Annotated in this window: 15 protein-coding genes; 14 read left to right on the top strand and 1 reads right to left on the bottom strand. The window is 58.2% G+C overall.

The window, feature by feature from the left end:
- Positions 1-757: 757 nt before the first annotated feature.
- The 13 genes from ACFQ2D_RS12025 to ACFQ2D_RS11965 all read left to right on the top strand — a co-directional run bounded on the left by ACFQ2D_RS12025 (position 758) and on the right by ACFQ2D_RS11965 (position 10441).
- Positions 758-1138 carry a hypothetical protein gene (locus ACFQ2D_RS12025; protein ID WP_280942924.1) on the top strand — a complete coding sequence of 127 codons (381 nt, stop codon included), beginning with the start codon at positions 758-760 and terminating at the stop codon, positions 1136-1138.
- Positions 1139-1219: 81 nt separating this feature from the next.
- Positions 1220-1819, top strand: a complete 600-nt coding sequence (locus ACFQ2D_RS12020; protein ID WP_280942931.1) for a hypothetical protein — start codon at positions 1220-1222, stop codon at positions 1817-1819.
- Between the two features lie 387 nt (positions 1820-2206).
- Entirely contained in the window at positions 2207-2674 is a 468-nt protein-coding gene (locus ACFQ2D_RS12015) for a hypothetical protein (protein WP_280942930.1), read from the top strand.
- Positions 2675-2745: 71 nt separating this feature from the next.
- On the top strand, positions 2746-3171 hold the full coding sequence (locus tag ACFQ2D_RS12010; protein WP_280942929.1) for a hypothetical protein: 426 nt from the start codon (positions 2746-2748) through the stop codon (positions 3169-3171).
- A gap of 431 nt (positions 3172-3602) precedes the next feature.
- Positions 3603-3989, top strand: coding sequence for a ribonuclease E inhibitor RraB (locus ACFQ2D_RS12005; protein ID WP_280942928.1), 387 nt, complete (start codon positions 3603-3605; stop codon positions 3987-3989).
- Positions 3990-4030: 41 nt separating this feature from the next.
- Positions 4031-4459 (top strand): hypothetical protein, encoded by a 429-nt coding sequence (locus ACFQ2D_RS12000; protein ID WP_280942927.1) that lies wholly within the window; start codon positions 4031-4033, stop codon positions 4457-4459.
- Positions 4460-4545: 86 nt separating this feature from the next.
- Entirely contained in the window at positions 4546-4881 is a 336-nt protein-coding gene (locus tag ACFQ2D_RS11995; RefSeq protein WP_386795659.1) for an MmcQ/YjbR family DNA-binding protein, read from the top strand.
- Between the two features lie 296 nt (positions 4882-5177).
- A complete protein-coding gene (locus ACFQ2D_RS11990; RefSeq protein ID WP_386795658.1) occupies positions 5178-5459 on the top strand; it encodes a hypothetical protein in 282 nt (93 codons plus the stop codon).
- A 151-nt stretch (positions 5460-5610) separates the two neighbouring features.
- The gene (locus tag ACFQ2D_RS11985; protein ID WP_280942926.1) at positions 5611-6303 is read left to right on the top strand and encodes an HIRAN domain-containing protein; all 693 of its coding nucleotides are present in this window, start codon (positions 5611-5613) and stop codon (positions 6301-6303) included.
- A gap of 138 nt (positions 6304-6441) precedes the next feature.
- The gene (locus ACFQ2D_RS11980) at positions 6442-7023 is read left to right on the top strand and encodes a DUF6998 domain-containing protein (RefSeq protein WP_280942925.1); all 582 of its coding nucleotides are present in this window, start codon (positions 6442-6444) and stop codon (positions 7021-7023) included.
- Between the two features lie 106 nt (positions 7024-7129).
- Entirely contained in the window at positions 7130-7510 is a 381-nt protein-coding gene (locus tag ACFQ2D_RS11975) for a hypothetical protein (RefSeq protein WP_280942924.1), read from the top strand.
- A gap of 1280 nt (positions 7511-8790) precedes the next feature.
- A complete protein-coding gene (locus tag ACFQ2D_RS11970; protein WP_280941644.1) occupies positions 8791-9168 on the top strand; it encodes a hypothetical protein in 378 nt (125 codons plus the stop codon).
- An 811-nt stretch (positions 9169-9979) separates the two neighbouring features.
- Positions 9980-10441 carry a DUF4265 domain-containing protein gene (locus ACFQ2D_RS11965; protein ID WP_280941643.1) on the top strand — a complete coding sequence of 154 codons (462 nt, stop codon included), beginning with the start codon at positions 9980-9982 and terminating at the stop codon, positions 10439-10441.
- Position 10442: 1 nt separating this feature from the next.
- Here ACFQ2D_RS11965 and ACFQ2D_RS11960 read toward each other — a convergent pair whose 3' ends face one another.
- Positions 10443-11426, bottom strand: coding sequence for an IS30 family transposase (locus ACFQ2D_RS11960; protein ID WP_280941642.1), 984 nt, complete (start codon positions 11424-11426; stop codon positions 10443-10445).
- Positions 11427-12068: 642 nt separating this feature from the next.
- On the opposite strand from ACFQ2D_RS11960, the gene ACFQ2D_RS11955 reads away from it, so the two are divergent.
- Complete coding sequence (locus tag ACFQ2D_RS11955) at positions 12069-12371, top strand: putative quinol monooxygenase (protein WP_280941641.1); 303 nt, start codon at positions 12069-12071, stop codon at positions 12369-12371.
- The last annotated feature ends 5 nt before the right edge of the window (positions 12372-12376 follow it).

Here is a 12376-nt window from a genome sequence, read left to right as displayed (position 1 = left end):
GTCGTTCAAGCCGAACCCGTAGCGGGGCACCGGCTAGGTGCTTTTACGCTACGCTAGCACCTATCCGCCGCCCCGCTACGGGTCGGCTTAACTCTGGTGTTAGGGCGCGCGCTGAGCCATCCCATGACCGGAATGTGGCTGCAGCAGCTCCATCCTCCTAGCGCAAGCCTGCCGCGCCAGATCGGCGCACTGCAACTTCGCCCCCGACCGTTCCAGGCGCAAGCCGCTGGCTGGCGGTCTTCCACGGGGCAGCCGATTGCCGAGTTGCTTCTGGGCAAGCCCTGTATGGCGATCGGTTGGCGTACAGTTCCGGCAGCGGGGCCCGGCAGTTCTGTCGCCGGCGCCCTAACCATTCGTTCAAGCCGAACTTGTCCCGCTGCGCGGGCCAAGTCGGCTTAACTCAAGCGTTAGGGCGCTCGCTGAGGCATCCCATGACCGGTATGTGGTCGCAGCAGCTCCACCTTCCTAGCGCAAGCCTGCCGCTCCAGATCGGCGCGCAGCAACTTCGTTCCCGACGGCTCCAGGCGCGAGCCGCTGGCTGGCGGTCTTCCACGGGGCGACCGACTGCCGAGTTGCCTCTGGGCAAGCCCGGTAGGGCGATCGGTTGGCGTACAGTTCCGGCAACGGGGTCCGGCAGTTCTGTCGCCGGCGCCCTAACTATTCGTTCAAGCCGAACTTGCCCCGCTGCGCGGGCCAAGTCGGCTTAACTCAAGTGTTAGGGCTCACCGGCACCATTCACGCAACATGGAGGTATGCAATGAAAGCTGTCGCCGCTTCAACAGTACTGTTCAGTTCTTCGCTCGCGGCGTTTGCCGCGATGCCGGAGCGGGTCCAGTTTGTAGGCTCCATTCAGCACGACAACCTGACGCCGATCACCTTCGACCTCCACTTGCCATCCAAGCAAAGCGCGACCTTGAAGCTTGCGGATGGCTCAACGCTGGAGCTGGTCACTCCAGGCGGCCAAGCCAGCCCGGACGGGGCACGCATTCGTCTACTATCCCCCGCCGGCGAGATCATGCACACGGCCACAGTGCCTGATCCGAGTCTGGCAAGTACGTCGTTCGCATACAAGATCTGCAACGGGCAAGTCACCTACATGAGTCCGGCGCCTGCTGTGGTCCAAGATTGCGGGGCGTGAGCCCTAACCATTCGTTCAAGCCGACGCCACTTCGTGGCGCGGCTTAACTCAAGCGTTATGCGGCACAAGTGAGGGCGCGACATGTCTGACAACAACGAGTACGGCGCTCAGCACTCAGTGAAGTTCAGCGAGGTGACATGGTACGAACGGCTGCGAAAAATCGCTGCATACGTACCAGATCAAGTTCCCCTATTCGCTACGGTTACAGTTTTGTTCTGGGGCGTGGCAGAAGTTGTTTCGGAACTTGGTGGTGAGACGCTATCACTCCGAAATCTTGCAGCACCAGCACTTGCGACTGCGCTCGTCATATCTGTGTACAAGGCGATACAAGCGTATGCGAAATATGTGCCAGAAGCGCTTTCTGATGAAAGCCTGTCGGCCAAGAAGGTCTTTCGACAGGGAAGGTGTGGCTGGCAATTCGCTTTAGCTAGAGAGATGCTCCTTGAGCGTATAAGAGCCGTTGATCGAAAGTTGAAAAGAGTTGAAACTGGTGCCCAGTTCATTCGACCGACGCATCTTCCTGCAGCTGACTACCTGTCTTGGCTGCAGAAGCGGCCCGAAATACTTCAACGGTTGATCCGGTCAGTTGCTGTCCAATGTACAAGTGACATGCCGAAGATACTTGCAGTCACGACAGATGAAGCAACACTTGCGATGTCAAGGATGCAGTCGAGCAACTAGCCCTTCTTTACGAAGAAGCAGCTAATTTTGAGCTGGAGGTTCGCAGCGTGAAGCCGCCCGAGCACCTTGCCTCTGTGCATCGCATGACATTCGGATGGTCCGACCCAATCCGAGACGGAATCGCCAAGTTCGTGGGTGTCTTGGACGCAATCTCTAAGCTGGACGTTAAACGCGTCGCGTCTGGCGCGGAACAATTGCCTGATTTCGCTATCGCGTTCGAGTCCCCGCCTAGTCTCAACGCATTTGGGAAGGAACTTGAGTCGCTCGGGCCTTATGCATTTCGCTAGCGCGTGGCAAAGCGGCGCATACCGTAAAGTACGTGTCGCATAACAGTTCATTCAAGCCGAAGCCGCTACGCGGCTCGGCTTAATTCAAGCGTTAGGCCTCATGAGACACATTCTCGCAATTGCCTTGTTGGCTGGGTTGTCGTTCACACCCGCACCTGCCAACGCACAATCCAAGATTGTTAATGTTCCCATCGGCCCGACGCCCGCTTGCCCAGCGCTCCCGGGTGTCACTAACGTCAAAATTTCCGGCGTGCCTGGCCCAGATTTCTGGTCGTGTACCGCCACCCATGTGCAGAGCGGCAGAAAGCTGTTCGACATCTATGTTGGCAATCATCCCGCCAGACCGGGACCGGGCTATCGTTTCGCTGGATACACCTTCTTCGGGGATAAATCACTAGTGTGGTTCGCACAGCCAACTGGTCATCGCAGCTCTCCGGTAACATGGCAAACGTACCTGCCAACTGGCGACCTGCGAATGTCAGTAATGGTTGTCTCGCTTGAGCGCACCGGCTTCTTCGACCTAGAGGAAATCACCCCGCTAATTGCACACCTCAAGATTGGTTACTAGCATGAGGCCTAACAATTCACTCAAGCCGACGCCGCTTCGCGGCGCGGCTTAATTCAGGCGTTAGGCCCCTTATGAGACAGTTCGGCCTCCTCATTGTTTGGTGCTTGGCTCTCGCCGGATGCGGCTCGGACAGGGTTTCCGAAACCATCGGAGTGCAAGTTCACGCCGGCAATGTGATCGACCTGCGCGCCGCAGAGGCTGGGGAGTGGGACCGGGTTTGTGTACTTGGTCCGTACTCCAACGACCAAACCGCCAAAGAAGCGCTAGGTTTCGGCTGGCCTGTTGAGTCGCGCTCCTCCATCCAAGAGAGCGACGGCATCTCCCTGCTTCTGTTCGTTCTTGGACAGAATGTCGTGCATTCGGTCGAGCACCCGCGGGATCAGGGCGACTTTTCTGAGCTGTCCGGTCGCTGCTTCCCGCGCGAGCAGGCACAATTTGTCCTTAGGGCCGGGCGAGCTGACGGCTGGCCGGAGTTGGTCCCGCGCAACGGGGCCTAACAATGCGTTCAAGCCGAAACCGCTTCGTTCCACCAAGCACATGGCAGGTAAAGCTTGCCATGTGTTTGGCTCCACTACGCGGTTCGGCTTAACTTTGGTGTTAGGCAGCATGGGCAAGCGCAGGGTCCTCCGGGCAGTGCTTTTCAGCTTCAGTGCGGCCATTGGCCTTCTAGGGCTTTGGTGGCTGCTTTCCGCTCATGCGACAGCCCATCTCCGCTTCGGTCATTGCGGAGCTACTTCGCTCGATCATCCGGAGGCTTACTGTCGCGTCGGCATGCGGCTCTTGTACCAGTCGATCGCCACGCTTGCTGCCTCTGCGGTGCTGCTGGTTTCTGCAATCTACATCGGGCGGCATCGTAAGCATGCTGCCTAACAAGTCATTCAAGCCGATGCCGCTTCGCGGCACGGCTTAATTCTGGTGTTAGGGCGCTATGAAAGTCCTCATCAATCTAATTCTTGCTTCCACGCTATTTGTCGGCATCTGCTCAGCTCAGTCCATTGCAGAGCAGCAAGATGCTCGTGTCATCGAGAACCTGATATCCGCCGGGTCTGATATTTCAAAGCCGCATAACATCGACTTCTTCATGTTCATGCCTAGCAAATCGAAAGCCAAATCGGCGGCCGCTGAAATGGAAAAGCTTGGCTACACCATCGCCTCAATAGACCGAGATGCCGGACAGTCGCAATGGCAGATTCACGCCATCCGCGTAATGGCGCCCCAACTTGACGCAATGACCGCCACGACGCGCACGCTTGAGTCTGTAGCAGCCAAACATGGCGGTGACTATGATGGCTGGGGCGCGAGCGTAGTCGAGTAGCGCCCTAACAATTCATTCAAGCAAGCGTTAGGCGTCACACCATGCACATCGCACGTCAGGCCTTTCTATCGATCCTGGTGCTGGCAAGCTTGCTCGCACTTTTGCCGGGCATCGCTTATGCCGTTGGCCTTTTCAGAGTTCACGGTAGGCCGGTTCCGGCAGATCCAACTGCCTTCGACAGAGGTTTGGTGCAGGCCGCTTGGCAGGGATGCCGCGAAGAGTCTCCTATTGCCGTTACCCGTCTCAATCCTTGGGGAGTTGCCGCCCGACTTCTCTTCGGTGATCCACTGCGGGCGGCACCTGGCGAGCGCGCCTCTTGGCAGATTGCGCGCACCCACAATGCCGCCCATCCCGTAGGCAACAATCTTTGGTGGCACACATCCGGCACGGCGCTTACCATTTGGATAACTCGCAACTGGTCGGCTGAGCAAATTGGCGCAACCCTTGCCCGTGATGGTCTATGCAAGTGACGCCTAACAATTCATTCAAGCCGAACCCGCTTCACGGGTCGGCTTAATTCAGGCGTTAGGCCGCTCGCAAACGTTCGGGGGAGCTGATGGATCTCAACGCAGTCCGAGCACTCGCTATTTCCTTGCCCGGAGTGACCGAAGAGCCCCACTTCAACTACTTGTCGTTCCGCGTGAGCGGAAAGATCTTTGTGACTGTTCCTCCGGATGAGCTGCACGCTCACGTCTTTGTCTCAGAAGAGCATCGGGAGCAGGCGCTTGCCATGCACCCAGAGTTTGTTGAGAAGCTGCTGTGGGGTGGGAAGGTCGTCGGGCTGCGCGTAGCCCTGGCTGGGGCGGAGCCACTTGTCGTAGCCGAGCTCGTTCGCCAAGCTTGGCGCAACAAAGCTCCTCGTAGGGTGGTCGCGGCTTGGGGTGGTGGTTAAGGCAGCCGCGGCCTAACAATTCGTTCAAGCCGACGCCGCTTCGGGGCGCAAACCACATGGCAGGTAAAGCTTGCCATGTGCTTCACGCCCCTGCGCAGCGCGGCTTAACTCTGGCGTTAGGCCGCTCCCAAGCATCATAGAGAGTCGACGAAGGTCGCACGATGGCTACGGCAAGACGAATCTTAGCTACTGCATTTATGGCGTCGGCGGGATTGCTCCCGGCATTCGCCGGCGGGCACGTAGCCCGAACAACTAGCCTGTGTGAGCTGGCTACACTTGCTGACCTAGACAGCACGTTGGTTTCCTTCAAGGCCATTGCATCAACGGACTTGCATCACGGGGTTACGCTTTCAGATCCAGCGTGCCGCAACTTTGGGTTGAGACTTGGTCAAGAGTCGGATTCGGCAGAGCAGACTGTGGGGCTCTTCCTGCACACGCTGGCGACGCAGGCGCCGCATTGGACCTGGCGCTCCGTTAGCGGCACCTTCATCGGGGTCGTTCAGATCAATCCAGCGGGCGAGCGCCGTTTCATTCCATCGGCCGTGCGTGATTTCAAAGAGGTTGCTTATGAGCCGTAGCACCCGCGGCCTAACAATTCGTTCAAGCCGAAGCCGCTTCGTTACGCAAACCACATGGCAGGTAGATCTTGCCATGTGCTTCGCTCCACTACGCGTCTCGGCTTAACTCTGGTGTTAGGCGGCACAATCGAGCAGTCCTAGAATCCGAAACATGAGTCGAACTTTTCTTGTTGGCGTCCGGGGCGAGAGCCACAACAACGATGATGGCGCATCGCGCCAAGACATCATTCGGCGCATGCGTGTCAATGAGCCGGTGCAACTCAAAGCCGACCCGACGAATCCGCACGACAGATGGGCAGTCAAGGTTCTTACGCAATCTGGGGAGCAGATCGGCTGGCTACCTTCGGACGCTCGGGATGCAGACGCACTACTCAAAGGCGAGCCGATCGAGGCCGCAGTTCATGCGGTGCGTGGTGGCACAACCTGGATCAAGCGACTTCTTGGCAAGAAGTCCGTTGGTGTTGTCCTACGCATCACCAAAGGCGATCCTGATTGGGACAGGCGTGCACAACTTGAAGCTCGCGCTGAGAAAATCGATGAGCGGGTAGCGGCGGCGCTCAAGATTGAGAAGAGCGGAGATAGCGAAGCGGCAGTTCTCGCTTTCACTCAGGCCATTTCGGAGGTTCGTTCTTTTACAACGACAGATCCATATGCGTCTGCGCACCGCCGGCTTCACGCCCCGATAGATCGCTTGAGTCTATTGCTTGAGCGCCGCAAAGCTTACGCAGATGCGCTTGCGGTGATCCAAGAATGGCGAACAACATTCGATCCAATCCAACCAAGCAAGTCCATCGTGGATTCATTGGACAAGCGGGCCAAGCGTTTGCAGGCAAAGCTCAAGTAATGTGCGAGTGCCGCCTAACAATGCGTTCAAGCCGAAATTGCATCGCTACGCCAGTCGCATGGCAGAAAAAGCTTGCCATGTGCCCGGCTACGCGCTGCAATTCGGCTTAACTTAGGTGTTAGGCAAGGCAGAAAGATTATGGGCGACTGGGATTTTCTTTACGAGATGAATGAACGCGGCTATAGCGCCGAAGAAATCGCCGACGCCGCCGGGTGTGGCGTAGCACCTTGGCAGTGGAAGTACGTTGATCGGGAGTGGGTTGACTCCCAACTCAAGGACACGCCAGAAGATGACGTTTATTCCATAGGGCCATGCGAACCGTTTGAGAGCAGGGACGGCTTTCCCTACAGCATCCTGGAGCAAACAGAAATCTTGCAAGAGCTAGTAGAGTGCGCTGCACGGCACTTCGAAAACACAGGCAGATACTTGCAAGTTTGGGGTGAGCTCGGAGAAATCTATGCTGAGATCAAGTTCGGGCTTCGCAGTCACGGCACTCACACGGCTGGATCTGACGGCACAATCAACGGCAAGCTCGTTGAGGTAAAAACCATTTCACCCGAGAAATCTAACGATCGTGTGATAGTCAAGAGTCAAGGCGACTTTGAGCAATTGCTAATTGTCAGGATTGATCAAGATTTCCAATTTCAAGGCAAGCTCTTCGACAGGAGCGAACTCAAGGGTGCCGCCAGCAAGTTCCTCAGGGGGCGCCTGAAGGTATGACGCGAGCCTTGCCTAACAATTCATTCAAGCCGACGCCGCTTCGCGGCGCGGCTTAATTCAGGCGTTAGGGCTCACCGGCACCATTCACGCAACATGGAGGTATGCAATGAAAGCTGTCGCCGCTTCAACAGTACTGTTCAGTTCTTCGCTCGCGGCGTTTGCCGCGATGCCGGAGCGGGTCCAGTTTGTAGGCTCCATTCAGCACGACAACCTGACGCCGATCACCTTCGACCTCCACTTGCCATCCAAGCAAAGCGCGACCTTGAAGCTTGCGGATGGCTCAACGCTGGAGCTGGTCACTCCAGGCGGCCAAGCCAGCCCGGACGGGGCACGCATTCGTCTACTATCCCCCGCCGGCGAGATCATGCACACGGCCACAGTGCCTGATCCGAGTCTGGCAAGTACGTCGTTCGCATACAAGATCTGCAACGGGCAAGTCACCTACATGAGTCCGGCGCCTGCTGTGGTCCAAGATTGCGGGGCGTGAGCCCTAACCATTCGTTCAAGCCGACGCCACTTCGTGGCGCGGCTTAACTCAAGCGTTAGGCGCATTGGAGGAAACGATTATGCCGTATCGATCCGCTAGAAGACTCGCCTCAATCCTTGTCATAGTCGGCTGGGGCACCGTGTTCTTGAGCCTCATCCTCCTTCCAGTGATGGCTTGGTCCGCTATGGGCTCTCTCGGAGGCTGGATCGCTGCTGCGCCATTCGTACTCCCAATCTTCATCTCTGCTCTGGGTGGACTGCTGCTATCGATGGCAGGCTATGCGTCGCGGGCTGTCTTCGATATCGCAGAGTCGGCCTCAGAGCGGGCGCCTAACAATTCATTCAAGCCGAACTCGCTTCGCGAGTCGGCTTAATTCAACCGTTAGGCCGCATGGGAATTGTTCTCGCAATGGTCCAGTTCGGTCTCGTGCTGATCCTGCTGGCGGTGGCTCTGGCCGTGCGCTTCGCTGGCAACGCAAAGCCACTTAACGTCGTTGATTACGCTCGCGTGTCGGACCCCGTGGCGCTTCATCGCTGGGCAGGGAACCGGCTTCTTGTTCTGCCGCTCGTGTTCCTGGTCGGGGGCTACACCTCGTACGCCTTCCCCACGCTCGCTCTGGTGATTCTTGGGGCAGCAACAGTCGTCTGTCTCTGCGTAGCCGCTTGGCTTGCGGTCGGGGCTGAAAGATTCCAGAGTGCGGCCTAACAGTGCGTTCAAGCCGAACCCGCTTCGTTACGCGGCCCAGGCGGCAGGTAAAGCTCGCCACCTGGTCCGCTCCACTGCGCGGGTCGGCTTAACTTAGGTGTTAGGCCGTGGGGACAAGTCTGTCGCGAGTACGCTCCTACCGCATCTTCTTCCTTTGCTTCATCGGCGGGAGCCTGCTGCTGTCTTACTTGGCCACGCTCCCAGCGAGCGGATGGCTGCGTACGGCAAGCGCGTATCTGGTGCCCGTCGGGGCTTCGATCCTGGGCCTACTCGTTGCTCAACGGGGTAGCCGCCTCTCGTTCAGCGGCTTACTGGCTTCTGGTGCGCTCATTTCCGCACTCTTCTATACGGTCATATGGGCCTCCTACCATTGGCTTGCACTTCCGGCTGGGGGCTCGGTGCCGTTCTGGCGGTTAGCACAAGTTGCCGGCTGGCCTTACTTGCTCGCCCTAGCGGTCAATGCCCTAGCTCCTGCCCTCTGTTGGCTTCTGTTTCCACGGCCTAACAATTCGTTCAAGCCGATGCCGCTTCGCGGCACGGCTTAACTCAAGCGTTAGGCCTTCAACGGAGCAATCATGGACCTCCGAAATTTCATCAAAGAGACGCTCGTACAGATTTCCCAAGGAATTGAAGACGCGAGCGCTGCTCTCGAAGGTACGAGCGCAATTGTGAATCCGCGAAACGTAGCAGGGGCGACGGGGACGAATGACACGAAGGTGTACGGCTATCTGATCGAGAAGGGCAGTAGCACCGTCATGCGGCAGGCAGTCCAAAGCATCTACTTCGACGTTGCTATCTCTGCGGCGAAGGGAACAGAGACCAAAGGAGGAATTGGCCTCGTGGTTGGCGCGGTTGCCCTCGGGAGCCAAGGGCGTAGCGATGCAACCGACAGCTCCCAGTCGCGCATCCAGTTCACCATTCCGATGGTCTTGCCCACCAAGGGTCAGGCCTAACTAGTCATTCAAGCCGACGCCTTCGGCGCGGCTTAACTCGGGTGTTAGACCGCATGAAAGAATTACCAGATGTGACGCCTCGCGCTGACTTGGTGGCCCGCCTGGTCTGTGCGGCTCTCGGGATACTTCTTGGTGCCGTTTGTGCCACCGCCTACTTTGCGGGCAGTCATGCGGCTGTGTGCTGGCTATCCGGCATAGGGTCCGCCGTCTTTCTGTTTGCAAGCTTTGGCCCTCAGAGCTTTCGTGTAGGCTTGCTCATATGGCTGCCGTGGGTGTAGCGCTGCGGCCTAACAACTCGTTCAAGCCGAACTTGCCCGCTGCGCGGGCCAAGTCGGCTTAACTCAAGCGTTAGAGCGCTGGAGAGTGCGATGAGAACTGCCTCGGCGATCGCTGCATTGCTACTGCCACTGTCAGCGTTTGCGGGCAGTCACGGAGCCAACGTCCCAGATCGCTTTCTTGGCTACTGGGCCGGAAGCCCTGATTCTTGCGGGTCAGACGCAGACGATATGATTCTTCGCATTGCACGGCAGCATATTTCTTACTGGGAAAGTGAAGGCGCAATCATAGCCGTCGTGACTCGCGGAGAAACTGAGATTGCCCTGATCTCCGAGCTATCCGGCGAGGGAGAAACATGGCTATCCACTGCAAAGTTCAAGCTCTCTCAAGATGGTCGTCAGCTAATTGACGACATGTCTGTGCCAGGCCAGCAATTTGTACGTTACAAGTGCTCTCGCACAGTGGGCACGCGGTCTAACAATTCGTTCAAGCCGATGGCGCTTCGCGGCACGGCTTAACTCAGACGTTATGACTCATGAGCAGCGAACCGACAGCCAAAGTTCTGTTCCGCGTCCCAGGCGATGATGGCGTTGCATCTATCGAGACGCTTTGGGCAATTCCGCTCGGCCACGACCTCTACAAACTGGACAACTCGCCGTTCTACGCCTACGGCGTTTCGTGGCAAGACACAGTGCTCGCGCCGATAGACCCCCAAGAGCAAGTGCCAACCTTTCAGTCCGTAGTCGAGAGGTCAGGCAACCGGACAATCCGAGTTATCTTTGACCCGCCTGTCTCTCCGGGCAACACTTCGGATCAGCTTCTTCAAGGCTTGGTCTCCCTTGGGTGCAGTTATGAGGGAGCCAATCCAAAATATATCTCCGTCAACATCCCGCCAGAGGTGGGGCTACAAGATGTTCGGTCGTACCTCATCGCACGTGACGCTCAGTGGGAGCATGCAGACCCAACGTATGAGTCACTGTTTCCGGATGAGGGGTGAATTAACACCCCAAGTGCAACACCCCTGAGAGCTGTTGCATGCGTTCGACTGGGCTCTGGTAGCCATATCGCTTCCTCGGTCGTGTATTGAGTTTATGCGTGATACGGTCGCAGTGGGCCTGGCCTGCACGCGCCAAGCTTCTGCGCTTGGGCGGGTACTGACGTAACAGACCGTTGAAGTTCTCGTTGCTCCCTCGCTCCCATGGATGATGGGGATAGGCGAAGTAACAACGAACCCCCGTCGCTTGTTCGATCGCCTGGTAGCCATGGAACTCGGTGCCGTTGTCCCAGGTGATGGTCTTGAACGGCAGGCCGCTGCGTCCGATCAGATCGACGGTGGCGCGATTGACCGCTTTGACGGTTCGATGCGGCAGCCTGGCGATCAGGGCCAGCCCGGTGCTTCGCTCGACCAGGGTCAACAGGCAGGCCCGCTCTCCGGCTGTGCCAATGACGGTGTCTCCTTCCCAGTGACCGACTTGCCTTCGATCCTCGGCCTCGACGGGGCGAGTGTCGATCATGGGCTTGCCGTGGAGCTTTCCCCGCCGTTCGGGGCCGAACGTCCGCTTGCGTCTTCGCTTGCCTGCTTGGCGCAAGCAGTAGCGTAGGTTGCCTCCGGCGAGCCGGTCGCGGTGCACGTGCCGGTAGATCGTCATGTGGCTGATCCGCGCAACGCCGTGCAACGCCAGCCAGCGGGCGATCTGTTCGGGATTCCACTGTGCGTGGGACAGGAGGGCCTCGACGCGACCGTAGGTATCGGGATCGTGCTGCCTGACCTGCCGGCTGCGCCGGCGCCGGCCATTGGTTCGCTCCTGCGCCTTGCTCGGCCGGTAGGCGCCGTCCGTCCGGTGGCAGCGGTTGCGCTGAACTTCGCGGCTGATGGTGCTCGGCGACCGACCCAGCAGGCGCGCGATGGCGCGAAGGGACTGCCCGTCGCGGTGAAGCACGGACAGGGTGTATCGTTCGGGCTCGGTGAGCTGGTGGTACATGAGGGATCGTCTCTTGCCGGAGTGATCCTCTCCAGTCTGCCAGCTCACCTCTTCATCTTCGGGCGGCGTGGGTGTTGCACTTACTTTGTTAACTCGCGCCGCCTAACAAATCGTCCGAGCCGACGCCGCTTCGCGGCGCGGCTTAGCTCATGTATTAGGTCGCGGAGCAAGTTCGTGGGACCGAAAGAACTTTCCGGCGCAGCTGCGTTGCTTGGCCTACTCATCGTTGTTGCAGGGTGCTGGCAGCTCATGCGTACCCTGCGTACTCGGCCGAGCAGGTTCCTGTTTGTTTCGCTCGTATCACTGATTGTTTGGGTTCTCATCTCCGACACGATAACCCGAGTAATCTTTTTCTACACAGACCTCTCCAATCCACAAACTTGGGCAAACTGGGCGTTGCTTTCTGTCGAGTTCTTTGTGCCATCGGTTCTGGTTCTGATTGCTGCGGTGTGCTTCTGGATTGTCGCTCGGTCGCTACCGCGGCCGAACTAATCATTCAAGTCGACGCCTTCGGCGCGGCTTAATTCAGGCGCTAGGCGGTTCGTCATGACACTCGGCAGGCGCCAGTTTCTTACGGCTGCGGCGATTGGAGCTGCGACGTTTGCTATGCCAGCAGGCGCCGCGCGCATCGGGGGAGCGACAATGTATGGTCTGATCGGAAAGATGACGGCGGTCGCTGGCCAGCGCGACGCGCTGATTTCGATTCTTCTGGACGGTGTTTCAGGAATGCCAGGGTGTTTGAGCTATGTCGTCGCACAAGACCCCGCGGACGCTGACGCCATCTGGATCACCGAGGTCTGGGACAGCCAGGCCAGCCACAAGGCCTCGTTGTCGCTGCCATCGGTCCAGGCCGCTATTGCCCAGGGTAAGCCGCTGATTGCAGGCTTCGACCAGCACATCGAGACTGCACCGGTGGGTGGGCACGGGATCGCGGGCCCGGGCTGACAATG

This window comes from Luteimonas composti (assembly GCF_042678665.1).
In the GTDB taxonomy this organism is placed as follows: Bacteria; Pseudomonadota; Gammaproteobacteria; order Xanthomonadales; family Xanthomonadaceae; genus Luteimonas; species Luteimonas composti.
The sequence above is the reverse complement of the archived record's forward strand: the minus strand, read 5'-3'. Positions and strand labels throughout refer to the sequence as shown.